The sequence below is a fragment of the Cochlodiniinecator piscidefendens genome (genome assembly GCF_011326755.1).
In the GTDB taxonomy this organism is placed as follows: domain Bacteria; phylum Pseudomonadota; class Alphaproteobacteria; order Rhodobacterales; family Rhodobacteraceae; genus Cochlodiniinecator; species Cochlodiniinecator piscidefendens.
Genome location: NZ_JAAOIE010000012.1, coordinates 14,102 through 39,106 on the forward strand (window position 1 = coordinate 14,102; position 25,005 = coordinate 39,106).

Genomic DNA, 25,005 nt, shown 5'->3' on the forward strand with positions numbered 1-25,005 from the left:
CACAAACATGCGCCCCTTCAAAGTCATTTGACCTAAGCTTTAGCGCTGGGAAATACGGCCATCCAGATAAGGCGTGTAACCACCCTGTTCTGCCATGTATTCCGCCAATACATCGGCAAGATCAGGACCATAATCATAGGCGTTCATACCACTGTCGCGGAATATTGCGTATCCATCGCCACCGCCGCGCACATAGTTATTGGTCACCACAAGGTAGGTTTTTGCTGGGTCAATGGGCGACCATGCGCCACCTTCGTTGACCATGACTTCTACAACGCGGCCCTCATTTGGAGCAACCGAAGCATCCCACTCAAAGGTAATACCAGCAACCTGCGGAAAGCGGCCTTTGACATCTTCAACTTGGCTCACACCATTTTCAAGCGCATCAATTACACCTTGGCCTGAGATTTCAAAGGTAGACAGAGTGTTCTGGAATGGCAGCACTGACAAAACTTCGCCCATGGTCACTTCGCCCGCATCCATTGAGGCTCGAATTCCACCAGAGTTTGCAATCGCTATTTGCACACCTTGATCAGCTACACGTGCAAGCATTGAATCCGCGACAAGGTTGCCCATCTGACATTCCTGCACACGGCAATTGGAACGATCACCATCAATAGCCTCGGCAGACTCAGCAACAACGTTTTGGCGAATCTCATCCAGAGGAACTGCCATTTCAGCAACACGCGCAACAGCGCTTTCATCTTCGACAACTGCGCCGTCTAGGACGATGGGTTCGCCAACCGCAGAAACAATTTCACCAGCATCGTTGAAGGTAACGTTCAATTCACCCAAAAATTTACCGTAGGCGTAAGCCTGAACAATAGCGGTATCGCCAACCATTGTCGGATATGGACCAACAGCACGCTCTTGCACGTTTGACAGCAAAGAATTTGAGTGACCGCCAACAATAACGTCAACGCCTGTTGTTTCAGCAGCAACGCGTTGGTCTACCCCATAGCCAGAGTGGCTAAGAACAATAATTTTGTTCACACCCTCAGCGGTCAAACGATCCACTTCACGCTGCACGGCCTCAACTGGATTGGAAAACGTTACATTGGGTCCGGGCGACGCCAATTCATGTGTATCTTCGGGGGTAAGACCAATCAGGCCGATCATTTCGCCACCGCGTTCGATTGTGATCGACGGCATGATCGTGTCGGCCAACAGCGGTTCATTGGTTACGTCACCATTCGACATCAGAATCGGGAATTCAACGTTGTCCGCAAATTCGCGCAATACCTCTGGGCCATCATCGAATTCGTGGTTGCCCACGGTCATCGCATCATACCCCATATGGTTCATCATTTCGGCCGCAAATACACCCTTATAATAGGTGTAGAACAATGACCCTTGAAACTGATCACCACCATCGACGAGGATCGAGTTGTTAGAACGCGCACGCGCATCACGAACCGCCGTTATCAAACGTGCAGAACCGCCAAAACATTCACCTGCAGCATTGTCCTCAGCAGAACAACCGGAATCGTATTTCGAGATCGGTTCAAAACGCGAGTGGAAATCATTGGTGTGCAAAATGGTAAGAGAATAATCAGCCGACGCCATACCAGCAGACAACGCAAGCGTAGCAGTCGCTGTGAGGAAAAGGTTTTTCATTGGGGACCCCCCTTATTGTTTTTGATGCGCCAAGAGTGACGGCAAACTCTGGCAGAGTCAAAGCCCCTGCCCCAAGTTGGCGTAACGGCAAGATGTAAACACAAGATGACGTCAAATCATTGAGCCATCCTTGACCTATGCAGTTGCTTTGGGCATTGGAACACTATGCTTATTTACAAGATCCTGCGGGCCGCGGAATGGGCCACATTCGAAAACGATCAACAGACCAATGGTGCGCCAATTGATCTGCAAGACGGCTATATCCATTTTTCAACAGGTGCACAGGCGGCCGAAACCGCTGCAAAATACTTTGCAGGTGTGGATGGCCTAATGCTTGCTGCATTCGACAGCGAAGCCTTAGGCGAAGCTCTTAAATGGGAAGAATCCCGTGGTGGAGCATTGTTCCCACATTTGTACCGAGAATTACACTTAGGTGAAATGCTCTGGGTGAAACCCTTACCATGCAAGGGCAACAGTCATGAATTCCCGGAGGGCGTCCTGTGAAATTAATCGAACGCCTAGGCCTTACGGCACTACATCGGTTTGATCCTGAAATTGCACATGGTTTGTCAATAAAAGCCCTAAAAGCCGGGGTTGTTCCACTTGCCGGCACCATTACATCCCCACGTCTTTGTACAGAAGTTGCCACGCTATCCCTCCCTAATCCGGTCGGGCTTGCCGCAGGGTTTGACAAAAACGCCGAAGCCTTGGCCCCTTTGTCACGCGCAGGGTTCGGTTTTATTGAAGTTGGCGCCGCCACCCCACGCCCCCAACCCGGCAATCCAAAACCAAGGTTATTCCGATTGACGGACGACAAAGCCGTAATAAATCGGTTTGGTTTTAATAACGAAGGCATGGACGTTATCGCCCAACGCCTGTCTCAGCGACCAAACGACGGCATCATTGGATTGAACCTTGGGGCGAACAAGGACAGCGAAGATCGTGCCGCCGACTTTGCCCGCGTATTAACGCATTGTGGGGCACATCTTGATTTTGCAACGGTCAATGTGTCGTCCCCCAATACCGAAAAACTTCGTGAATTACAGGGGGCGGCAGCGCTCGAAGCACTCTTGTCTGGGGTGATGATAGCACGGGAAAACCTAGCTCGCCCAATTCCAATCTTTTTGAAAATAGCGCCTGATCTGTCCGATAGCGAAATTGCTGAAATTGCCGAAGTAGCACGTAAAACCGGCGTTGATGCGATCATCGCAACAAACACAACACTATCGCGTGATGGTTTAACCTCGGACCACAAGAGTGAAATGGGCGGATTATCTGGCGCGCCTTTGTTTGAAAAATCAACACGTGTTCTTGCCAAACTCAGCGCAGCGACCAAAGGGGAAATACCGCTTATCGGTGTAGGCGGGGTCTCGTCAGCCGAACAAGCTTTTGCTAAGATCAAAGCCGGGGCATCCGCCGTGCAAATCTACTCAGCAATGGTTTATCATGGTCTATCCCTTGGTGCTGAGATTGCCAAAGGTCTTGAAATCCTGCTCGAAAGAGAAGGTTTTGCCAACGTCAAAGACGCTGTGGGTACAGGGCGCGAGGACTGGCTATGATCACAATATGGCATAATCCGCGTTGCTCTAAATCCCGCCAAACGCTCGCACTAATCGAAGAACAAGGCATCACCCCGAACATTCGGCTTTACCAAAAAGACGGACCAAGTGTTGCGGAAATACGCACCGTTTTGTCCCGTCTGGACCTTCCTGTCGCGGCCATCATCCGCAGCAAAGACAGCCTATTTACGGAATTGGACCTGTCTATCGATATGGACGAAGAGCGTCTCATCAATGCAATGGTTGCCCACCCAGCTTTGATCGAACGTCCCATAGTTCAATCTGACGACAAGGCAGCATTGGGTCGTCCGCCTGAGAATGTACTGACACTGTTCAAATAGGGGTAAACGGTCAATATCCACTCTCCACTTGCATCAAAACCCCTATATTGGTAACAGAACATTACCAATATAGGGAAAAGGACCCCCGATGCCAGTGATCACCAATATTGACGACCTGAAACGCATTTATAAGCGCCGTGCGCCCAAAATGTTTTATGATTATGCTGAATCAGGTAGCTGGACAGAAAAAACCTTTCGCGAAAACACCACAGATTTTGACAAGATCCGCCTGCGCCAACGTGTGGCCGTCGATATGTCTAATCGCTCAACCAAAACCCAAATGGCCGGGCAATCCGTCTCTATGCCTGTTGCACTTGCCCCTGTTGGGTTGACCGGGATGCAATGCGCCGACGGTGAAATCAAAGCTGCGCGCGCCGCAGAAAAATTCGGCGTTCCCTTCACACTATCCACCATGTCGATTTGTTCAATTGAAGATGTGGCGGAAAACACCGAGAAACCTTTCTGGTTTCAACTATACACAATGAATGACGCGGATTATGTGCGCCGTTTGATCGAGCGTGCCAAAGCGGCAAATTGCTCTGCACTGGTTATTACCCTGGACTTGCAAATTCTTGGACAACGCCACAAGGACTTGAAAAACGGCCTCTCCGCCCCGCCCAAGTTGACCATCCCTACGATGGTTAATCTTGCAACCAAATGGCGTTGGGGTCTTGGAATGCTCGGCACCAAGCGTCGCGGCTTTGGCAATATCGTCGGCCATGTCGATGGTATTTCCGATCCGTCCAGTCTGATGGCGTGGACCGCTGAGCAATTTGATCTATCGCTTGATTGGAAGAAAATCGAAAAGATCAAAGAAATGTGGGGCGGCAAAGTGATCCTGAAAGGGATCATGGACCCAGAAGACGCCAAAATGGCGGCCAAGGTCGGTGTGGACGCAATTATTGTCTCCAATCACGGGGGGCGGCAACTGGACGGTGCTTGGTCATCTATCCGCATGCTGCAACCCATTTTGGATGCTGTTGGTGGCGATGTCGAAGTTCACCTAGATAGCGGCATTCGCTCTGGGCAAGACGTATTAAAAGCCGTCGCTATGGGCGCGAAAGGCACCTACATCGGTCGCGCATTCGTTTACGGTCTGGGCGCAATGGGCGAGGCCGGCGTAACCCATACTTTGAATATTTTGCACAAAGAAATGGATGTCTCGATGGCCTTATGCGGACATCGTGATATCACCCACGTGAACAAAGATATTTTATATATTCCAGAAGGTTTCTCCGCCTTATAATTTCAGTATTTGGATCATTGATGGAAAATACCCGCGGCAGCATATTGATGGCATTGGCGATGGCTGCCTTTGCCATTGAAGACATGTTCATAAAAAGCGCGTCTCAGACTCTACCGGTGGGACAAGTCCTCATTGTTTTTGGCTTGGGGGGCATGTTGATTTTCATCGCTCTCACGAAGAAGCGAAAAGAAAGAGTCATTCATCCTGCTATCTTGCAGCGCCCAATTTTACTGAGGGCACTATCTGAAGTTATCGGTCGCCTTTCCTTTACGTTGGCGATTGCTTTTACACCTCTCTCCAGTGCTTCTGCAATTTTACAAGCAACGCCTCTGGTTGTTGTTCTGGGGGCCATCATATTTTTCAAAGAAAAAGTCGGTTGGAGACGCTGGTTCGCGATATTTATCGGCTTTGTTGGCGTCCTCATTATCCTACGGCCCGGACTCGAGGGATTTGAACCTGCATCAATATTCGCAGTTATAGGAACTCTGGGTTTTGCAGGTCGGGATTTAGCAACGCGCGCCGCGCCACCTGTATTGTCTAACATGCAGCTCGGCGTCTATGGCTTCTTCATGCTGATCCCATCAGGCGTTCTAGCGCTGTGGTTTGACAATTCCGTCAGCTGGCCCTCCATGATCGCATGGCTTTATATGTTGGGTGCCATCGTCATCGGCGTTCTGGCCTACTACGCCTTAACCGCGGCGATGCGAACGGGTGATGTGTCTGTCGTGACCCCCTTTCGCTACACCCGACTTATATTCGCATTGATCCTTGGAATATTTATCTTTGGCGAACGCCCCGATTTCATGACTTTGCTTGGCAGTGCGGTCATTGTACTCAGCGGATTATATTCTCTTTCACGTGGCAATTCGGCAAAATAGGCCAACACATCGCTTATCTAAAGAAAGCAAGTACGCCCGCCGCAGAATCAGGCTTCCCTTTTCCTTCAATCTCACCTATACGCGCGACTTCATCTGGCCCTACACCCTTGGAGGAGGGCCTAACACCAAAGGAGACCGATATGGCTGGTGAGATTCCTGATCTTAATGCTACGGTACGTTCGGGGACAGGCAAGGGGGCCGCTCGACAGGCACGCCGTGAAGGCCTTGTACCTGGTATCGTTTATGGCGGCGGCGAAGAGCCCGTTGCAATCAACATCCCATTCAACGTGCTGTTGAAAAAACTGAAAGCAGGCCGCTTTCTTTCAACACTCTTCAACCTCAAAGTTGAAGGCCACGACGATGTGCGCGTTATCTGCCGCAACGTTCAGCGTGATGTTGTAAAAGACCTTCCGACGCACCTCGACCTGATGCGTCTGCGTCGTACGTCTAAAGTTAACTTGTTCATCCCAGTTGAGTTCATCAACGAAGAAGAAGCACCCGGCATCAAACGCGGTGGTGTTTTGACTGTTGTTCGGAACGAAGTTGAACTCGTTGTGACTGCTGGCGATATCCCAGAGAAGCTGGTTGTTGACATGACTGGTCTGAATGTTGGTGACACTGTTACCATCTCTTCCATCGACCTGCCTGCTGGCGCGAAACCAACAATCGATCGTGATTTCGTTGTTGCGAACATTTCTGCTCCATCTGGCTTGCGTTCTTCTGACAACGAAGAAGGTGACGAAGGCGAAGCAACAGAAGAAGCAGCAGAAGAATAATCTCTTCTCGCTTCTATGTATTGAAACGCAGGGCCCGTGCCCTGCGTTTTTTTATGTCCAGCGCAAAGATTGAATTTCACCTCACAGGTCAGTATCATTGACCAAATAAGTTACGGAGTCATTGCATGAAGCTTTTTGTTGGCCTGGGAAATCCGGGTGCGAAATATGCCAAAAACCGGCACAACATCGGCTTTATGGCACTCGAAGAAATCGCAACTGACCATGGATTTGCCCCGTGGCGCAACAAATTTCAGGGGCAAGTCTCTGAGGGGCGGTTAGGCGGTGAAAAGGTCATTTTACTAAAGCCCGAAACTTTCATGAACCTGTCTGGTCAATCCGTTGGCGAAGCCATGCGGTTTTACAAACTCACCCCTGACGACATCACCGTTTTTCATGATGAATTGGATCTCGCCCCCGGTAAAACCCGGCTAAAAACCAGCGGCGGCCATGCAGGACACAATGGCCTGCGATCAATCCACCAGCATATCGGCGAAGCCTACCACCGTGTGCGGATGGGTATCGGGCACCCCGGTCACAAAGATCGTGTCGCTACTTATGTACTGCACGATTTTGCCAAAGCTGACGAGGTATGGCTTGATGATCTGTTGCGCGGCCTGTCTGATGGGGCAAAGCATCTCGCAGATAATGAGGGGCCAAAGTTCCTGAATGCTATTGCACTGCGCGTTGCCCCTGCGCGGTCCTCCAAGACATCCAAAGCCCCGCAAACAGAAAAGCCCACTCCAGCGCCGATCGAAGACACTCGTAGCCCTTTGCAAAAGCTCGCGGATAAATTCAGATGACCAAAACCCTGCGTGCCGCTTTCGCTGATCAGGCCATTCATTGCGACACGATGGGCAGCCCATTTATGGCCCGGCTTTTACGCCTGCTGGCGCTGAATTGGCCCGAAGTGGCCCCTCCCCCATTTGATTTATCACAGTGGGGCGGCGACATCGGCCCCTCCGGGGCTTCTATCCCGCTGCGGATATGTGGTGGACTTCATGCGTTGCATATTCTGGGCAACGCCCCAGAGCTGGGCGCCGTCTATCCTCCAAACGTCTCGAGCGATGCAGCCCTGTGGCAAGCCATCGAAACTGCGTTGCTAAGCCATGATGCCTTTTGGACAGATTGGATGCAAAGGGCGCCCCAAACAAATGAAGTACGTCGCGCAGCGGTTCTGATCGCGGCCTCCCATATGTTGGCAGATCGGTATGATCTACCGATGCGCGTATCAGAACTGGGCGCGAGCGGCGGGTTGAATTTGATGTTTGATCAATTCCACTTGGACATCAACGGGATGCACTATGGTCCCCAATCTAACGTCACCCTAACCCCGGATTGGTCCGGGCCACTGCCCATAAACTGCCCACCAAACATCGTGGAACGGCGCGGTGTCGACCTAAACCCACTTAACGCGCATAGTGCAGATGGCAGACTTCGGCTAACAGCCTATCTGTGGGCGGACCAAGAGGATCGCCTGACGCGCACCAAAGCCGCAATCGCAGTGCAAGACGCCCTGGTTGACCGCGGAGACGCCATTGAATGGCTCAGTGCGCGCATGCCACCTGTAGCGGGCCAATTGCATCTGATCTACCACACCGTTGCTTGGCAGTATTTTCCCCCGCAGGTTCAGGCCAAAGGCAAAGCTATGATCGAGGATTTCGGCGCCTCTGCAACACCAGACGCCCCCCTTGCTTGGCTGTCCATGGAAGCTGATGACAAGGGCAAAGGTGCAGCCTTATCGCTCCGTCTGTGGCCTGGCAACCATCACTACAATTTGGGTCGCGTGGATTTTCACGGCCGCTGGGTTCAATGGAATCCAAAGAGCGAAACCATCACCCGTATCTAAGACTGTCAGTCTTAAATACGAAAAAGGCGCCGTTCGAGTACCTCGCAGCGAATGTCTCTTTTGAGTCCATTTTGCCGAATCTCAGCGCCGCCGCGAATGGCTCTTTTTACTCCAGATGGTCAGTTTCAGCATTGCTTTATCGATAGGTACAACGATTGAGATTTTGAATTTTCGGAACCTTTAGTCCGCAATGATAAGAGATGCGTGAAGGTTTCGTTGTTTGCAATACCGCGAGCCATCACGATCAAACCCACACCACTTGCGACGTAGTAAAAGTTACGGCTGGACGGGTCATTGTAACACGCCGAAGAACTGCTGCCATTCGAGCATGTTTACACTGGTAACTCGGACAGTGGCAAAGGTCAGGACCCCGCCAAATAAAAAATAGACAGGCACACGCCCCAACGCATAACCGCGGAGGAAAAACCCCACTATGCCGAACAACAAGGACACAAATACGAGAAAAAATGCGATACGAAGGTTAACCATCTCAATATGCTGTGCTGCCTCCGTTTCGACAAACCGTGATGCCGCCGACGTGAACATGCACAAACACGAAATCGTGCCGAAAATGAAACCAAGAAGCGAGAAAAACACCCGCGTCCCGGCGGAGGCCAATCGCACGTTGGCTGAATACTGAGAAGCGGCAGCTTTGGCGGGTGTAGTGCGCTTGTTGAAGATCGAGCATATCATCACGATGATGCCAATAACAAAAATCGCCGTTCCAGCAAAACCAAGCCCCGCCGCCTTCTCGATCCCACTGCCGTCCCGGAGCGTTTCGTAGTTCACATTGGCGTATTTTAACACCTGACGACCTATCATCATGATCGCTGCGCCGACTACAAAATGGCGAATGTTCGGTTTCAGCGTTCCGGGATGCCCCGTGTGTGGCGCACCTCGGGTTACGGGATGTTGCTGCGGTGAGTTGGCACTAATGTTCTTTAAACGATCCTGAAAATCTGCGTTGGGCATTGGGGCGAGTTTCCAAATTCTAAAATTAACTGTTTTCGTTGATATGCCCCGAAAAAATGGCGGGAATAGGTCGAAAATTGAAACAATATATGTGTGTTGTAGGCCGCTATTTAAATTTCAACCGACAAGGGGAGGCACCAATAGCCTCCCGCTGATAAAGCGAAGCGGCGGTGTTTGAGCAGACATTTACGCAGGAGCAGCGAACGCCCGCTTGGTCCCGGCAGCACCAATTCGATGTCCGCTTTCGAAGAAGCGGAGCAACACTGTGATGGGCTGCAAACACACAACCCACCCCGAAACAAGCCTCTGTTGATCAACATGCTCTATCAATAAAAAAGGCCGCGAAACTCGCGACCCTTTCAATTGCGATATCACGCAAAACTTAGTCAGACTCAGCCATGTCAAAGCCAAGGTGCTTTGCGACTGTAAAAATATCTTTGTCACCGCGCCCACACATATTCATCACGATGATATGGTCCTTGGGCAGATCCGGTGCGATTTTCATCACATGCGCCAAGGCGTGGGACGGTTCCAATGCCGGGATAATACCCTCTTGTTGGCAACAGAACTGAAACGCTTCTAACGCTTCTTTATCCGTTATGGACACATATTGCGCACGGCCAATTTCATGCAGCCAAGCGTGCTCTGGCCCTATCCCTGGATAATCCAACCCAGCAGAGATCGAAAACCCTTCAAGGATCTGACCATCGTCATCCTGTAGCAAATAAGTACGGTTCCCGTGGAGAACCCCCGGACGCCCACCCGTAAGTGAGGCGCAGTGCTCCATCTTCATGTCGACGCCTTTACCACCGGCCTCAACACCAATGATATTAACGTCCTTGTCATCCAAGAAAGGAAAGAACAGTCCCATCGCGTTTGACCCGCCGCCAATCGCTGCAATGATGGTATCAGGCAGACGGCCTTCGCCTTCGTGTTCTTGCAACTGTTCGCGGGTTTCTTTGCCGATGATAGATTGGAAATCACGCACCATAGCGGGGTACGGATGTGGGCCAGCCACGGTACCAATGCAGTAAAACGTATCGCGCACGTTGGTGACCCAATCGCGCAGCGCATCGTTCATCGCATCCTTTAGCGTCCCACGACCAGAAGTCACGGGAACAACTTCGGCCCCCAGCAAACGCATGCGGAACACATTTGGCGCCTGACGCTCAACATCATGCGCGCCCATGTAAACGATACATTTCAAACCAAAGCGCGCGCAAACAGTAGCCGTGGCAACACCGTGCTGCCCTGCCCCAGTTTCTGCGATGATCCGCGTTTTACCCATGCGCCGCGCGAGCAAGATTTGCCCCAACACATTGTTGATCTTATGCGCACCTGTGTGGTTCAACTCGTCGCGTTTCAAGTAGATCTTAGCACCGCCAAGCGCTTCGGTCAGGCGTTCTGCGTGATACAGCGGGCTTGGACGGCCAACATAGTGCTTCCACAAATCATCCATTTCCGCCCAGAAGCTATCGTCGGTTTTGGCCTTTTCATATTCGGCCTCTAAATCCAAAATCAGCGGCATCAGGGTCTCAGAGACAAAGCGTCCGCCAAAATCACCAAAGCGGCCATTTTCATCAGGGCCCGTCATGAAGCTGTTGAATAGATCGTTCATCGCTGTTTCGCTTCCTATTAGGTTTGTGCGGCTAGAACAAAAGCCGCAATCAATTTCTCATCTTTAACGCCCGGCGCACCTTCGACACCGGAAGAAACGTCAACCTGACGTGTACCGGTTAATGCGACCGCCTCAGATACATTTTCTGGGGTCAATCCCCCTGCAAGCATCCAAGGCCGTGTCCACTGCCGGTTCGCAATCAAACGCCAATCAAAGGCAATCCCATTTCCTCCGGGCAGCACCGCGTTTTTCGGGGGTTTCGCATCGATCAAGATTTGATCCGCGACAGCCTCAAAGGCGTCAAGCTGATCTAAATCTGCCGCATCTGCAATTCCAACAGCCTTCATCACCGGCAAGCCAAAGCGACGTTTCACTTCAGTGACACGCTCAGACGTTTCTGAACCGTGCAATTGCCACATATCAATCGGCACAGCAGCATTAATCGCATCTAAAGTTGCATCGTCCGCATTCACCGTCAGCGCAACCTTCGCCACACCGAAAGGGACTTCGACCGCAAGATCGCGCGCGACATTGATGGAGACGTTGCGTGGGGATTTTTCGAAGAAGACAAATCCGACATAGGACGCGCCCGCAGCAGTTGCCGCGGCCACGTCATTCATGCAGCTCAGGCCGCAGATTTTTACTTTGGTATTCGTTGCCATATAGCGCGTTTAGCGTGTCGCGCTGCCATTCTCAAGCAAAGCAAGCACATCATCACCAGATGTTTCAGCTTTTTCTTTGCGCAAGCGGGATACTTCACGTTCCAAGGCTGCCACTTCACGTTTACCACCAGAAGCCGCCGCGCGGTGTTTATGTTCCCGCAGCCATTCCCATGTGAACCCTACCAACAAACCAACCATGATTCCCAGTAGGATTACGATAAACAATGGCAATTCAATCTGCGCAGAGAACCCAATCAAATTTGCAATTTCCTCTGGAAGAATTTGCAATGTTACAAGTCCTCTGTTCGCCAAAGCGACCAAGATAAGGCCAACAGCCAACACAGCGAGAAAGGCATAACGAATATAGCGCATCAGGATTTAGTCCCCGTTTAAACGATCACGAAGCAGTTTACCTGTCTTAAAGAACGGAACGTGTTTTTCTTCAACCGAAACCGATTCACCTGTGCGCGGATTTCGGCCCACCCGTGCTTCGCGTTTTTTGACTGAAAACGCGCCAAAGCCACGCAGTTCAACACGCTCTCCGCGCGCCATTGCTTCGATAATTTCTTCGAAAATTGTGTTTACGATACGCTCAACGTCACGCTGATAGAGATGCGGATTTTCGTCGGCGACTTTCTGGATCAGTTCGGAACGGATCATATAACTCCCCCGGGATGAAATGGCAGCGGCTCTTAATGGCCTGTTTTCTTATGGTTTCAACACTATGCCAAGATTTCCAGCTAAAAAACAGAGACAGTCTGTTTTTTTACCTATTTTCGCCGATTTCACAACTTCCAGACAAAAAAACGGCCCCCCAAATGAATGGGAGGCCGTAAAATTACAAATCTTGGTAGACTTATTCGTCGCCTTTAAGCGCTGCGCCCAAGATATCGCCGAGAGATGCGCCAGAATCAGAGGAGCCGTACTGTTCGACTGCTTCTTTTTCTTCTGCAATTTCACGTGCTTTGATGGACAGACCCAAGCGACGTGTTTTCGCGTCGATATTTGTGACACGTACGTCGATTTTGTTGCCAACGCTGAAACGCTCTGGGCGTTGCTCAGCACGGTCACGTGACAAGTCAGAACGACGGATGAATGACTTCATGCCTTCGTATTCAACTTCAACGCCACCGTCTTCGATAGCAGTCACTTCAACAGTGATGATGGAACCGCGTTTGACGCCGTCAACAACTTCTGCAAATGGGTCACCGTCAAGCGCTTTCACAGACAGAGAGATACGCTCTTTGTCGGTGTCAACTTCGGTTACAGATGCGCGTACAACGTCGCCTTTACGGTAATCACCGATTGCGTCTTCGCCGCGACCTTCCCATGTGAGGTCAGACAGGTGAACCATGCCGTCGATGTCGTTGTCGAGACCAATGAACAGACCGAATTCGGTGATGTTTTTGACTTCGCCTTCAACTTCGGTGCCAACTGGGTGAGATTCAGCAAACACTTCCCATGGGTTGCGCTGTGTCTGTTTCAGACCCAAAGAAACGCGGCGTTTTGCACCGTCGATTTCCAGAACCATAACTTCGACTTCTTGAGACGTAGAAACGATTTTGCCTGGGTGTACGTTTTTCTTTGTCCAAGACATTTCAGAAACGTGAACCAAACCTTCAACGCCTGGCTCTAGCTCAACGAATGCGCCGTAGTCAGTGATGTTGGTAACGCGACCAGTGTGTACAGACTCGAGGCTGTATTTCACGGTTACGGCATCCCATGGATCGTCTTGCAGCTGTTTCATGCCGAGAGAGATACGGTGGGTTTCTTTGTTGATCTTGATAACCTGAACTTTGATGGTTTCACCAATTGTCAGGATTTCAGATGGGTGGTTCACACGGCGCCATGCCATGTCAGTGACGTGCAACAGACCGTCAACGCCGCCAAGATCCACGAAGGCACCGTATTCAGTGATGTTTTTAACAACACCGTCAACCGCATCGCCTTCGGCCAATTTGCCGATAACTTCTGCGCGCTGTTCTGCACGTGATTCTTCAAGGATCGCACGACGGGATACAACGATGTTGCCACGACGACGGTCCATTTTGAGGATTTGGAATGGCTGCTTCATACCCATCAATGGGCCAGCGTCGCGTACTGGACGTACGTCAACTTGTGAACCAGGCAAGAACGCAACTGCGCCGCCGAGGTCAACAGTAAAGCCGCCTTTGACGCGACCGAAGATTGCACCTTCAACGCGCAATTCGTCAGCGTGTGCTTTTTCCAGACGATCCCAAGCTTCTTCGCGGCGGGCCATTTCGCGTGAAATCACGGCTTCGCCGCGCGCGTTTTCGACCTGACGAAGGAATACTTCTACTTCGTCACCGACGTTTACTTCGGGTGCTTCGCCTGGGTTAGCGAATTCTTTAAGGTCAACGCGGCCTTCCATTTTGTAGCCTACGTCGATGATGGCCTGGCCAGCTTCGACTGCGATGACTTTACCTTTTACGACAGAACCCTCAGCAGGGGTGTCAATTTCGAAGCTTTCAGCGAGAAGAGCTTCGAAGTCTTCCATAGATACGTTTTGAGCCATGAGGTCTCAGTTTCCTTTACAAGTCATTTTTCGGGCCATGCGGTTGTCTCCGCCGGTCTTTGGATGCGATTTGGTCAAAGGGTGATTCACAAACAAATGAGGGCCGGAGAAACCTCCAGACCCTGCTCACGATGTGCTTTGGACGTTGACCGCCCTTTCGACAGTCGCGGATATAGACCGCAATCGCGTTAATTACAAGGGCGAAGAGTCATGGATAAAGGCCGGATCACGACAAGGAATATGTGTTTAGCTACCCACAACACTCGCCAACCGCCCTTCTCCGGGTGTTGCCCCCATAAACGCGATTACTGAACATCCGCTTGGGTTCATTGCGCCTGCTTAATCACTGCAATCGCTTTCGCCACGGCCTCTTCAATCGACATTTCTGAGGTATCCAACAAAACCGCATCATGTGCAGCAACCATCGGTGCCGCATCGCGTGACGCATCGCGGGCATCGCGGGCGCGCACATCGGCCAACACCTGTTCGCGTGTCACATCCATATTTTTCGCCGAAAGCTCCAGATAGCGCCGTTCGGCTCGGATGACATCCGACGCGGTCACAAACAATTTTACTTCTGCGTCTGGGCAAATCACCGTCCCAATATCACGGCCATCCAATACGGCCCCGCCATCGCGACGCGCAAAGCCCTTTTGAAAATCGACCAAAGCCGCCCGAACCTGGGGGTCAGCGGCAACTTTACTAGCTGCTTGCGCCACCTCCGGGGTACGGAGCCCTTCGCCGGTCAAATCAAAGGCCGACAAAGAATAAGCGGCATCCACTGGATCATCGCCAAGCAAAACACGCCGCCCCGTTGCACGATACAACAACCCCGTATCCAAATGTGCAAATCCAAAATGCGCTGCAATCGCTTTTGAGATAGTACCTTTACCAGCTGCTGCTGGTCCGTCGATCGCAATCGTAAATGCCATATTCCGCCCCTTTGGATTCCTGCCGTTATATGCCGATGCGAATGCTGTTCCAAGTCAGGAAATTATTGACAATCAACTTGTCATAAATCATATAGCTACCATGACCCAAAAATCAGACCTCCTTTATGAATTGGCGTGGCTCAGCCGACCGCTGCATCAAGAAATCGAAGCGGCTGTTTCCGCCATGTTAGCCGAAACCACGGTGACAGTCCGTATGCGTTCAGTGTTAGAACAACTCTCAAAGCTTGGCCCATCAACTGTACCCCAGATTGCCAAAGCATTGGATATAAAACGCCAATATGTGCAGATCATGATGAACGAAGTCGAAGCCGTCGGCATGGTCGAACGTTCCGAAAACCCAGCACACAAACGATCAACCCTCTTTCATTTATCTGAGAGCGGCGCAGCAATCATTCGTCAAATTCGCGATGCAGAAGGCAAAATTATCGAAAGTTTTGGTCGCAACCTGACCCTAGACGAAGTTGAGCGCGCCCATCATGTCATGGAACATCTGCTCACCAGCTTTCGCACATTAAACCAAAGGTTAAAGACATGATTTGGATTACACTCATTATCCTCGCCCTTGTTATCTGGTGCATCATCGGCGCACGCAGGATTGGTACGATTTCTAATGGCAGCCAAATCCCGGCCGATGCGACCGGCCGCGCTCTGGTTATTATTGACGCTCAAGATTGCTTTTTAAAGAAATATGATGAAGCCGCAGTCAACGCCCTCGGCGACGAAATCAAACAGGCCAAATTCAATGGTATCCCGGTGATTGGACTGCGCCATGAATGGAAGCATCAGCCCGAAGCCCTGATGATGCGCGTTTTAGATGGTGGCACTGGTGTATCAGGCACTAAGGGGCTGCAAATCAACGCAGACCTTCGCGTCGAATTAGATCATACCGTGGATAAGTTCCGGCAGGATGGTTTCCACGATGGCGCATTAGACCAACTGCTCAGAGACCTAAATGTTGGCCATATCACGATTGCCGGTCTTGATGGAAATTTCTGCATTCAAGCCACGGCCCAAGCGGCACTTAATCGTGGCTATAGCGTAAAGCTGTCCAAATCGATCTTTGCCCGCGCCTCGGACCAATGGGAAAACACCAAAGCCAATTTGATAGCATTGGGCGCGCATACTTAACGCGCCCAATGGCGACCTTAAATCTCGTCGCGAACGACCTTTGCACCAAGCTGCGTCATCAATGGTTCAAACACAGGGAATGACGTTGCAATTGGGCTGCCATCATCGACAGAAACCGGATTATTCGCCGCCATACCCAAACACATAAATGACATCGCAATGCGATGATCTAGGTGGCTCTGACACGTACCGCCACCGGGGACACCACCAGCCCCCATACCATGTACAATCAATGTATCTTCGTCTTCTTCGGTGATAATGCCATTGGCCTCTAACCCACGCGCCATCGCATCAATTCGGTCAGATTCCTTAACCCGCAATTCTTTGACTCCACGCATGGTGGTTTTACCTTCGGCAAATGACGCAACAACTGACAGAATGGGATATTCATCAATCATGCTGGCCGCGCGCTCTGGCGGGACTTCGACGCCCTTCAACGGTGCGTGCTTAACACGAAGATCAGCGACCGGTTCGCCACCTTCTTCGCGGGCATTTTCAAACGCAATGTCCGCGCCCATTTCCACCAATGTCGTATAAAGCCCGTTACGGGTGGAATTCAAACTCACGCCCGGTACGGTTATTTCAGATCCAGGTACAATCACCGCTGCACAGACAGGAAACGCGGCTGAACTTGGGTCGCGCGGCACGGCGATCTCTTGCGGCTTCAACTCTGGCTGACCGGTCAATGTGATGACACGCCCTTCCTCCGTTTCCTCAACAGAAACTTCGGCGCCAAAACCTGCCAACATGCGTTCGGTATGATCGCGCGTTGCTTCTTTTTCGATTACTACGGTTTGACCCGGCGCATTTAACCCCGCAAGCAAAACCGCTGATTTCACCTGCGCGGATGGCATTGGCACGGTATATGTCGCCGGCGTCGGATTTGCCGCGCCAACGATCGTCATCGGCAACCGCCCGCCTTCACGCCCATAAGACGCCGCACCAAACAACGCCACCGGATCGGTGATCCGCCCCATTGGCCGTTTGTTCAATGACGCATCCCCCGTGAAGGTCGCGGTAATTGGCTGCGTTGCCATAACGCCCATAATCAAGCGAACACCAGTACCGGAGTTTCCGCAATCAATCACGTTTTCCGGCTCTGCAAATCCACCAACACCCACACCATGCACCGACCATTCGCCCGGCCCGTGCTGTGTCACCTCCGCCCCAAAGGCACGCATTGCCTTGGCAGTATCCAATACATCTTCGCCCTCAAGCAAACCCGTGATTTTAGTTTCGCCAACGGCCAGCGCACCAAAGATCAGCGCGCGGTGAGAAATGGATTTATCCCCCGGCACCTCAGCCACACCAGAAAGCGGGCCGCATTTGTGCGAAGTCATTGGAATAATGGTGCCGTGGCTGGACATGATGTATCCTTTGTTTGGTCTTTATACGCGTGATAGCGCAATCATTTCGCAAGGTCTACGCGACCTATTCGCGCCGCGTCAAAAATATCAGAGCTTTTTGAAGGTCAGATAATGTGGCGTCCGGCCCTCGCGCAGCGCTTTTTGCTCATAGCGCGTCGAAATCCAATCTGGCCAAGATGTGCGCCAATCTTCGGGGCCGTCGGCCAACCATTCAAAATCATCCCGCGCCATCATTTGCTCTAACGTCTGGCGCACGTAGTCTTCGATATCGGTCGCGACACGGAAAATCGCACCTGGCTTTAACACACGCGCCAATGGGTCCAGGTGTTCTGGCGTAACGAAACGGCGGCGGTGATGGCGCTTTTTCGGCCATGGATCAGGGTATAGCAAAAATGCCCGCTCGACCGAGGCCTCTGGCAGAACATCAAACATATCGCGTGCATCGCCGGGATGGATAGCCACATTTTTGGCACCCGCTTTGCGCAGTTTACCCAGCAGCATCGCAACACCGTTGATATAGGGCTCACAGCCAATGATCCCGACGTCGGGATTCTGGACGGCCTGATGAACCATATGTTCTCCGCCCCCAAAACCAACCTCAAGCCACAAGGGTTTGCCGCCGAACAGCGCCTCAATATCCAGAGGCGTGCGATCAGGGTTATCTTCCCAACTTACCGCGCCGGGTGACAGTGCCGCGAGATCTTCGTTCAGATAACCAACCTGACTGTCGCGCAAACCTTTACCCTTCAAGCGGCCATAAAAATTGCGCCATGGGGCACCAGAGGCGTGTTTTTCCGGGGTTTGATCGTCGGTCATCGGTCTTCCATCTCATTTCAGCGGATACACAAAAGGCGGGCTTTTGCCCGCCTTCCCTAAACAGGTTCGCGCCTTAGCGCAATCCAGCGATCAAACCGCTTTTTTCAAAGCTTCGATTAAATCGGTTTTTTCCCAGCTAAAGCCACCATCATCAGTCGGTGTGCGGCCAAAGTGTCCATAAGCTGCGGTGCGCTGATAAATCGGACGGTTCAATTGCAAATGTGTACGGATGCCCTGAGGGGTCAAATCCATGCATTGTGCCACCGCTTTTTCGATTTCAGATTCATGCACCTGACCCGTGCCATGTGTGTCGGCATAAATAGACAGAGGCTTTGCAACACCAATCGCATAAGAAAGCTGAATTGTGCAGCGTTCCGCCATGCCAGCCGCAACAACGTTCTTCGCCAAATAGCGCGCAGCATAAGCCGCTGAACGATCAACCTTTGTTGGATCTTTACCTGAAAACGCACCACCACCATGGGGTGCAGCACCACCATAGGTATCAACAATGATCTTTCGACCCGTCAAACCTGCATCACCGTCTGGCCCACCAATCACGAATTTACCGGTTGGATTCACGTGCCATTCGGTTGCAGCCGAAACCCAACCCTGCGGCAATACTTCCAGAATGTAAGGTTCAACCAATGCCCGCACATCCGCGGACGACATCGACTCATCCAAGTGCTGTGTTGACAAAACGATCGAAGAAACGCCCGTTGGCTTACCATTTTCATATGTAACAGAAAGTTGGCTTTTGGCGTCTGGGCCCAGAGCTGGCTCTGTTCCGTTTTTGCGCACTTCGGCCAAACGGCGCAAAATGGCGTGAGCATACTGAATGGGGGCCGGCATCAACGCATCGGTTTCATTTACGGCATAACCGAACATGATACCCTGATCGCCCGCGCCTTCGTCTTTGTCTGCTGCCGCATCAACACCCTGTGCAATATGCGCTGATTGCTCGTGCAACAGATTGGTGATTTCAACAGTTTCCCAGTGAAACTTGTCCTGCTCATAGCCAATATCACGGATACAATCGCGGGTGATCGCATCGATCTTACCCATGTAATCCTTGAGCTTATCTTGATCAGACAGCCCCACTTCGCCGCCAATCACCACGCGATTAGTCGTTGCAAAGGTTTCTGCGGCCACACGCGCTTCGGGTTCTTCAGCTAAAAACGCATCCAAAACTGCATCGGAAATACGGTCGCACACCTTATCAGGGTGACCCTCAGAAACGGATTCAGAGGTAAAAGTATAGTTCTGTCGGGACATTGCCTGCTCCATTTGATGATCCCCGCCACGTCAGGAAGCCGTTGTGGCAGTTCGTTACATTTGCGTTACCTAGCCAAAGACATAGGGTCAATCGGTTTTCGCCCGTGCAGACCGATTAGCCCGCCACACAAGAGAATGAGCAACAGTCCAAGCGGACCATCCCCCGTTTGGGTATAGATCGTCGCCTCCCCGGCAGTACTCAACCGATAGTCCAGATACCCTGCCTCCCCCAAAGGAAGGGATGCAGTAATAACGCCAACAGGGTTAATAAAGGCTGACACCCCCGTATTCGCTGAACGCACAGCCGGCAAAGCCTGTTCAATCGCGCGGAATCGCATTTGGGTTAAATGCTGGTAGGGACCGGAAATATCACCAAACCATGCGTCATTCGTGATTTGCAACAAAACGTCTGCGCGGCCCGCGCCTGCGCCAAAATTGGGAAATATACCCTCATAGCAAATCAACGGCAAAGCCCGACCAATCGGGGTATCAATCAACTGCGCCCCATTGCCCGGTGCAAAGCCAAAGCCACCTTGGGCAGCCAATCCGCGTATTCCGAAACGATCCAAAACTGCGCCAAACGGCACATACTCCCCAAAAGGCACCAAGTGGGATTTATCGTAAAGCGCCGTAACCCCGCCCCCATCCAACACGGCTAAGCTGTTGTGGTAGCCAGTTTCACCACGACGTTGCGCACCAACAATAACCGACGCAGTTCCTGCTGCTGTTACGATCTGTGACAAAACGGTATCGGCGTTGTTTAGAAGGGCTGGCACCGATGTTTCGGGCCAAATCACCAATGCCGGGGCTTCGCCTTGCGTTGGCGCCGCCGTCATCTCCAATCCGCGTTGGAAAAATACAGGTATCCACGCTGGGTCCCACTTCAAATGTTGTTCAGCGTTTGGTTGAATTAATCGGATGACAGGCCCCGCTTCGCGCCCATCAAACTGCGCCTCGCGCCTGTCACCCCATATCCCTGCCGCAACAACCACGACCAAGGCAATCATCTGAAAAATGCGACCCGCGAACACACAGCCCACCGCCAGTAATGTCGCAAACCCTAGGCCATGCGGCCCTACCAAAGACGCGGCTTGGGCAAATGGCGTATCAATCCACATGTAACCGAGTAACCCCCACGGAAACCCCGTGAGAATGTAGGACCGCAATATCTCAGCCAAGCACCACACCGCGATTAAAAAGAACAGACTGCGGTTCAGCCGCCGCGCAAGCCCAAAAGACAACGCCCAAAACAACGCCAAGCCGCCAGCCATGCCGAACAAAGCAAAAGGAGCCATCCAGCCAAATGTCGCAGCGTCGACCAGAAACGGCTCAACGATCCAACTCAAGACAAGCCCGAAATACCCGAGTCCCGCCCCCCAGCCGATCCATGCTGCCTGCTTTACATGTGGTGTTTGTTTGAATAGCCAAAAAAGCGCGCCCAATCCGAAAAGCGCCAAAGGCCACAGCCCCCATGGGGTTTGCCCTAACCCAATCGCCACCCCCAACAGGATGGCGATAATCAGTTTCCAACGGGTTTGAGCGCTTGCAAGCCACGCCAAATTAAGCGTCATCTGCCTTTGCCGCCAACCTCACCCGCAATCGTTTAATCCGGCGCGGATCGGCATCAACAACTTCGAATTCCGCCCCATTGGGGTGCGGGATCATTTCCCCCCGCACGGGAACGCGCCCAGTCAAAACAAAGACAAGCCCCCCCAATGTGTCGATTTCTTCGTCATCAAGACCATCGACCAAATCAACATTGGTCTCAGCCTGAAAATCCTCAAGCGGCGTGCGGGCCTCGATCAAATAACACCCCGGCATTTCTTCGGTCCACAAGGCGGCTTCGTCTTGGTCATGTTCATCTTCGATCTCACCGACAACTTGCTCGATCAAATCTTCAATGGTCACCAACCCATCCACACCGCCATATTCATCAATGACCAGTGCCATATGAATACGCTCTGTCTGCATTTTCTGCAGCAGCACACCCAAAGGCATCGACGGCGGCGCAAACAGCAATGGCCGTACCATAGCAGGCAGATCGAAAGCCTTATCATTGCCATTGAAGCCATGGCGTAATGCCATGTCCTTAAGGTGAACCAATCCAATAGGGCTATCCAACGTTCCGTCATAGACAGGAATACGGGTCAGACCGCTATCGCGGAACACCTGCACCAGATCATCTTTAGAGATATCCGAGGGCACAGAGGCAATTTCGGCCTTAGGCGTTGCCACATCCTCTAGACGCATCCGACGTAAATTCAGCATACCCGGCAACGATGCGGTCGGCATAGCGACAGGCGCAGCGGGGGCCTCTTCTTCATTTAGATCGGACGGGGACAATGCCCCAATAATGCGGCTAAAAAAGCCGCTCGATTGTGAATTGTCGTCCTCACGCGCGCTATGCGCTGCAATAGAGGATCCTTCGATGGTGTCGCCCATTGGCCCTTTCCAAAAGTCGCGCGAAATATGCGCCTCACCCTAGTATGGATTCGGCAGACCGAGTTGCGCAAGTATCTCGACCTCTAAACCCTCCATTAGGGCTGCATCTTCATCGTAAATGTGATCATAACCCAACAAATGCAATACTCCGTGAACAATCAAATGCGTCACATGGGCATCAAATGGCTTATTTTCGGCGTCAGCTTCGCGTTTGCACGTATCAAAAGAGATCGCGATATCACCAAGTTCCTCAGCCATACCTGTGGGATCGGGGACCGGCAGCTCTGGTATACCCCCGGCAAAATCCACCCCTCGTTCTTCCGAAGGCCATGACAATACATTCGTCGGCGTCGGTTTTTCCCGAAATTCTGTGTTCAATTCCGCAATACGCGCATCATCACATCCCATGATACAAATTTCGAACGCTGCGATGTCGATTGACAACCGGTTCAACACGGCGCCTGCTGCGGGTTCTGACACTGCCTCAAGCACGTCAGCCCAGCGTTCATCTTCAATCACCACATCTGTTAGCATTCAATTCAACCTGATTAAGACGCCCCGCTTAATGCGGATCGTCCTTCTCATAGGCGTTGATGATCTTGGCAACAAGCGGATGACGCACTACGTCCTTAGAGGTAAAGTAATTGAACGCGATACTATCAATATTCTTCAAAAGACGCTCTGCATCGCGCAGACCACTGGGCACGCCACGTGGTAAATCGATCTGGGTGCGATCACCCGTAATCACCATACGTGATCCTTCTCCCAATCGGGTCAGGAACATCTTCATCTGCATAGCAGTGGCATTTTGCGCCTCATCCAAGACAACAAATGCGTTCGCCAATGTACGCCCACGCATGAATGCCAGCGGCGCAATTTCAATCTTTTTATCTTCGATCAGCTTCGCCAGTTGCTTGCCCGGCAGAAAATCACCCAATGCATCATAAAGTGGCTGCATGAACGGATCGACTTTATCCTTCATATCACCTGGAAGAAAACCCAACCGTTCACCGGCCTCAACTGCGGGGCGGGACAGGATTATCTTATCAACATCCCCGTTCAGGAACATGTTTACACCAACAGCAACCGCCAGATAGGTTTTCCCAGTGCCTGCCGGGCCGATCCCAAAACCCAGCTCATTCTGAAACAGCGATTGAACATAGGCTTTTTGCGCCTCTGTGCGTGGCTCAATGGTCTTTTTACGTGTCTTGATTTCAACGCCGCCAGCTTTGAACATCTCTAGCTGATCGCCGTCACGTGTACCCGTATTGACCTCAGCGCCGCCCATACGAATTTCAGCATCGATATCGCCGGGCTCAACACCCTTACCCGCCTCAAGACGTACGTAAAGCGCATTGAGGACTCGCTCTGCTTTTTCCTGCGCTTCATCTTCGCCCATCAAAGATAAAACATTGCCCCGTCGCACAATCTGTAACGACAACGCCTGTTCTATCTGTGCAAGATTTTGATCATAAGGGCCGCATAAATCGATCAACAACCGATTATCGGGAAATTCTACCAATGTTTCACGTCCAAGCGGTTGGTTAGACGTTGGGTGTGCCAGCTCGCTAATAGCCAAATAGGCCTCCTTTGGAATGCGCCTACCCCAATCGTGCCAACTCCACGCAAGAAGGGCAAGTGATGTTTCAGTGAAACAATTGTGATTTTGACTATAATGCGTCAGTCCCTATTCAAATGCGCAAAAATTTTCGCATTTGGGCAAAACGATGGGGGAGCACAATTTTCGTCAACTGGGCTCGCTAGAAACGTACGACACTCCGCTTCGGACCCACATGCGGCACAGTGATCGAGCATCCGTATCAATGTTTCGCGCCCCAATAGCGCCTTGCGCGTCGCTTTCTGCAAATCGACTTTGGTGGCGACCGCCATTTGCTCCAGTAGACCAGTATAACCTGGCGGTGCAGCAACTTCGAACGTATTTAAGACTCCGTATAGGCCTGGCATATTGTCCACCTTTGGTGGTTAGATCACCTTTAGAATATGCAGAATTAATTAATCTCTCATAAAAAAAGGCTGCGCAAATTGCGCAGCCTTTAAGCCGAAAGATCTAATGTCTTAGATTGGGTCCCAACCGCGGTTCAGCCCAACAGCCGTTTCCGGTGGTGCAACACCTGAACAAACAGGGCGGCCATACCGATCAAGGCGGGTTGTTAGATACCCTTCGACGCCATCATCAATGATCCAGTGATCACAACCACGAGGGTCAATCCAGATACCAGCCTCTAGCGTGCTGAGGTGGTGAGAATCGATCGCACGGTCAACGGTCAAATCCTGTTTGTCACAGGCGCTAATCCCAGCGGCAAGGGCCAGAAAAAGAATAGGTTTCGTGAAAGTCATAATCGTCACTCCCCTTAGCGTACGCAAATAATTTCGACGCGGCGGTTTTGTTGCATACCTGCAGCGGTTCCATTGGTTGCGCGCGGCTGGCGTTCCCCATATCCACGAACATCGGCGATGCGCGCCCCCGCGGATTGTGCCACCTGTGCTACAGCATTGGCACGGTTCTGCGAAAGACGCATATTATATTCATCTGATGCGCGGCTATCAGTGTGACCGATCACGATATAAGATGTTGCACCGGCCTGCTGAAAGAACTGCACCAAACGTTGGCGAGCGTTCGCGTTGATATTGTAGCGATCCGTTGCAAACAGCTGGTCAGAATTCATAACCGCACAGGTTTCGATTTGGCGGCAAACAGGCGTCCCGTCGCGGTTTAGGTTGTTATCCATAAACCCTTCGACACCGTCATCCATGACCCAGTGTTCGCATCCATCTGGATCGACCCAGATCGTTGCATTGTAGCGCGTCCCAGTTACGGTCCGTTGCTGCGCAGCTGACTCCGTTGCTGAAACCACTGTAAATGTTGAAGCAAGCGCAAGCGCCAATGCGCAAGTCCCGTTCATACATGTGTGAATTGCTTTGAAAATCATGCTCCCCACAGCTCCCGTCGTTAAC

The 25,005-nt window shown here is 51.7% G+C and carries 28 protein-coding genes and 1 riboswitch; of the genes, 10 read left to right on the forward strand and 18 right to left on the reverse strand.

Annotated elements, in window-relative coordinates; translation table 11 throughout:
• Positions 1-39 precede the first annotated feature (39 nt).
• Positions 40-1,617 carry a bifunctional metallophosphatase/5'-nucleotidase gene (locus tag G9C99_RS17590; protein WP_166418853.1) on the reverse strand — a complete coding sequence of 526 codons (1,578 nt, stop codon included), beginning with the start codon at positions 1,615-1,617 and terminating at the stop codon, positions 40-42.
• Between the two features lie 165 nt (positions 1,618-1,782).
• On the opposite strand from G9C99_RS17590, the gene G9C99_RS17595 reads away from it, so the two are divergent.
• From G9C99_RS17595 to G9C99_RS17630, 8 genes are all read left to right on the forward strand, one after another.
• Positions 1,783-2,121: a DUF952 domain-containing protein gene (locus G9C99_RS17595; protein ID WP_166418854.1), complete on the forward strand. Its 339-nt coding sequence runs from the start codon at positions 1,783-1,785 to the stop codon at positions 2,119-2,121.
• Positions 2,118-3,176, forward strand: a complete 1,059-nt coding sequence (locus tag G9C99_RS17600) for a quinone-dependent dihydroorotate dehydrogenase (protein ID WP_166418855.1) — start codon at positions 2,118-2,120, stop codon at positions 3,174-3,176. Before G9C99_RS17595 ends, G9C99_RS17600 begins: the two co-directional genes overlap by 4 nt.
• A complete protein-coding gene (gene arsC / locus G9C99_RS17605) occupies positions 3,173-3,517 on the forward strand; it encodes an arsenate reductase (glutaredoxin) (protein ID WP_166418856.1) in 345 nt (114 codons plus the stop codon). Before G9C99_RS17600 ends, arsC begins: the two co-directional genes overlap by 4 nt.
• An 88-nt stretch (positions 3,518-3,605) precedes the next feature.
• Positions 3,606-4,763, forward strand: a complete 1,158-nt coding sequence (locus G9C99_RS17610; protein ID WP_166418857.1) for an alpha-hydroxy acid oxidase — start codon at positions 3,606-3,608, stop codon at positions 4,761-4,763.
• A gap of 20 nt (positions 4,764-4,783) precedes the next feature.
• Positions 4,784-5,641, forward strand: coding sequence for a DMT family transporter (locus G9C99_RS17615; RefSeq protein ID WP_166418858.1), 858 nt, complete (start codon positions 4,784-4,786; stop codon positions 5,639-5,641).
• Between the two features lie 140 nt (positions 5,642-5,781).
• Positions 5,782-6,417, forward strand: a complete 636-nt coding sequence (locus G9C99_RS17620; RefSeq protein WP_166418859.1) for a 50S ribosomal protein L25/general stress protein Ctc — start codon at positions 5,782-5,784, stop codon at positions 6,415-6,417.
• Positions 6,418-6,542: 125 nt separating this feature from the next.
• Positions 6,543-7,217 carry an aminoacyl-tRNA hydrolase gene (gene pth, locus G9C99_RS17625; protein ID WP_166418860.1) on the forward strand — a complete coding sequence of 225 codons (675 nt, stop codon included), beginning with the start codon at positions 6,543-6,545 and terminating at the stop codon, positions 7,215-7,217.
• Positions 7,214-8,263, forward strand: coding sequence for a DUF2332 domain-containing protein (locus G9C99_RS17630; RefSeq protein ID WP_166418861.1), 1,050 nt, complete (start codon positions 7,214-7,216; stop codon positions 8,261-8,263). Before pth ends, G9C99_RS17630 begins: the two co-directional genes overlap by 4 nt.
• A 291-nt stretch (positions 8,264-8,554) precedes the next feature.
• On the opposite strand, the gene G9C99_RS17635 is transcribed toward G9C99_RS17630, so the two are convergent.
• From G9C99_RS17635 to G9C99_RS17665, 7 genes are all read right to left on the reverse strand, one after another.
• Positions 8,555-9,235: a hypothetical protein gene (locus G9C99_RS17635; RefSeq protein WP_166418862.1), complete on the reverse strand. Its 681-nt coding sequence runs from the start codon at positions 9,233-9,235 to the stop codon at positions 8,555-8,557.
• A 382-nt stretch (positions 9,236-9,617) separates the two neighbouring features.
• Positions 9,618-10,853 (reverse strand): tryptophan synthase subunit beta, encoded by a 1,236-nt coding sequence (trpB, locus tag G9C99_RS17640; protein WP_166418863.1) that lies wholly within the window; start codon positions 10,851-10,853, stop codon positions 9,618-9,620.
• 17 nt (positions 10,854-10,870) lie between these two features.
• Positions 10,871-11,515, reverse strand: coding sequence for a phosphoribosylanthranilate isomerase (locus G9C99_RS17645; protein WP_166418864.1), 645 nt, complete (start codon positions 11,513-11,515; stop codon positions 10,871-10,873).
• Positions 11,516-11,524: 9 nt separating this feature from the next.
• Positions 11,525-11,887, reverse strand: coding sequence for a lipopolysaccharide assembly protein LapA domain-containing protein (locus G9C99_RS17650; RefSeq protein ID WP_166418865.1), 363 nt, complete (start codon positions 11,885-11,887; stop codon positions 11,525-11,527).
• A gap of 6 nt (positions 11,888-11,893) precedes the next feature.
• The gene (gene ihfB / locus G9C99_RS17655; RefSeq protein ID WP_166418866.1) at positions 11,894-12,175 is read right to left on the reverse strand and encodes an integration host factor subunit beta; all 282 of its coding nucleotides are present in this window, start codon (positions 12,173-12,175) and stop codon (positions 11,894-11,896) included.
• 196 nt (positions 12,176-12,371) lie between these two features.
• Positions 12,372-14,051 carry a 30S ribosomal protein S1 gene (gene rpsA, locus G9C99_RS17660; RefSeq protein ID WP_231704128.1) on the reverse strand — a complete coding sequence of 560 codons (1,680 nt, stop codon included), beginning with the start codon at positions 14,049-14,051 and terminating at the stop codon, positions 12,372-12,374.
• Positions 14,052-14,377: 326 nt separating this feature from the next.
• The gene (locus tag G9C99_RS17665) at positions 14,378-14,983 is read right to left on the reverse strand and encodes a (d)CMP kinase (RefSeq protein WP_166418867.1); all 606 of its coding nucleotides are present in this window, start codon (positions 14,981-14,983) and stop codon (positions 14,378-14,380) included.
• Positions 14,984-15,083: 100 nt separating this feature from the next.
• On the opposite strand from G9C99_RS17665, the gene G9C99_RS17670 reads away from it, so the two are divergent.
• Both G9C99_RS17670 and G9C99_RS17675 read left to right on the forward strand, forming a co-directional pair.
• A complete protein-coding gene (locus G9C99_RS17670) occupies positions 15,084-15,539 on the forward strand; it encodes a MarR family winged helix-turn-helix transcriptional regulator (protein ID WP_166418868.1) in 456 nt (151 codons plus the stop codon).
• Positions 15,536-16,132 (forward strand): cysteine hydrolase family protein, encoded by a 597-nt coding sequence (locus tag G9C99_RS17675; protein WP_166418869.1) that lies wholly within the window; start codon positions 15,536-15,538, stop codon positions 16,130-16,132. Before G9C99_RS17670 ends, G9C99_RS17675 begins: the two co-directional genes overlap by 4 nt.
• A 17-nt stretch (positions 16,133-16,149) precedes the next feature.
• On the opposite strand, the gene aroA is transcribed toward G9C99_RS17675, so the two are convergent.
• The 10 genes from aroA to G9C99_RS17725 all read right to left on the reverse strand — a co-directional run bounded on the left by aroA (position 16,150) and on the right by G9C99_RS17725 (position 24,980).
• The gene (gene aroA, locus G9C99_RS17680; protein WP_166418870.1) at positions 16,150-17,499 is read right to left on the reverse strand and encodes a 3-phosphoshikimate 1-carboxyvinyltransferase; all 1,350 of its coding nucleotides are present in this window, start codon (positions 17,497-17,499) and stop codon (positions 16,150-16,152) included.
• 87 nt (positions 17,500-17,586) lie between these two features.
• Positions 17,587-18,315: a tRNA (guanosine(46)-N7)-methyltransferase TrmB gene (gene trmB / locus G9C99_RS17685; RefSeq protein WP_166418871.1), complete on the reverse strand. Its 729-nt coding sequence runs from the start codon at positions 18,313-18,315 to the stop codon at positions 17,587-17,589.
• 90 nt (positions 18,316-18,405) lie between these two features.
• Entirely contained in the window at positions 18,406-19,587 is a 1,182-nt protein-coding gene (gene metK, locus G9C99_RS17690; protein ID WP_166418872.1) for a methionine adenosyltransferase, read from the reverse strand.
• Between the two features lie 4 nt (positions 19,588-19,591).
• Positions 19,592-19,640: riboswitch (SAM-SAH riboswitch) on the reverse strand.
• A 12-nt stretch (positions 19,641-19,652) separates the two neighbouring features.
• A complete protein-coding gene (gene lnt / locus G9C99_RS17695) occupies positions 19,653-21,158 on the reverse strand; it encodes an apolipoprotein N-acyltransferase (protein ID WP_166418873.1) in 1,506 nt (501 codons plus the stop codon).
• Positions 21,148-22,029, reverse strand: a complete 882-nt coding sequence (locus tag G9C99_RS17700) for a hemolysin family protein (protein WP_166418874.1) — start codon at positions 22,027-22,029, stop codon at positions 21,148-21,150. The genes lnt and G9C99_RS17700 overlap by 11 nt, the downstream gene beginning before the upstream one ends.
• 39 nt (positions 22,030-22,068) lie before the next feature.
• Positions 22,069-22,563 (reverse strand): rRNA maturation RNase YbeY, encoded by a 495-nt coding sequence (gene ybeY / locus G9C99_RS17705; RefSeq protein ID WP_166418875.1) that lies wholly within the window; start codon positions 22,561-22,563, stop codon positions 22,069-22,071.
• Between the two features lie 28 nt (positions 22,564-22,591).
• Positions 22,592-23,602, reverse strand: a complete 1,011-nt coding sequence (locus G9C99_RS17710) for a PhoH family protein (protein ID WP_166418898.1) — start codon at positions 23,600-23,602, stop codon at positions 22,592-22,594.
• A gap of 107 nt (positions 23,603-23,709) precedes the next feature.
• The gene (locus G9C99_RS17715) at positions 23,710-23,994 is read right to left on the reverse strand and encodes a DUF6455 family protein (protein ID WP_166418876.1); all 285 of its coding nucleotides are present in this window, start codon (positions 23,992-23,994) and stop codon (positions 23,710-23,712) included.
• 111 nt (positions 23,995-24,105) lie between these two features.
• The gene (locus G9C99_RS17720) at positions 24,106-24,387 is read right to left on the reverse strand and encodes a hypothetical protein (protein WP_166418877.1); all 282 of its coding nucleotides are present in this window, start codon (positions 24,385-24,387) and stop codon (positions 24,106-24,108) included.
• A gap of 14 nt (positions 24,388-24,401) precedes the next feature.
• Complete coding sequence (locus G9C99_RS17725) at positions 24,402-24,980, reverse strand: OmpA family protein (RefSeq protein WP_231704130.1); 579 nt, start codon at positions 24,978-24,980, stop codon at positions 24,402-24,404.
• Between the last annotated feature and the right edge of the window lie 25 nt (positions 24,981-25,005).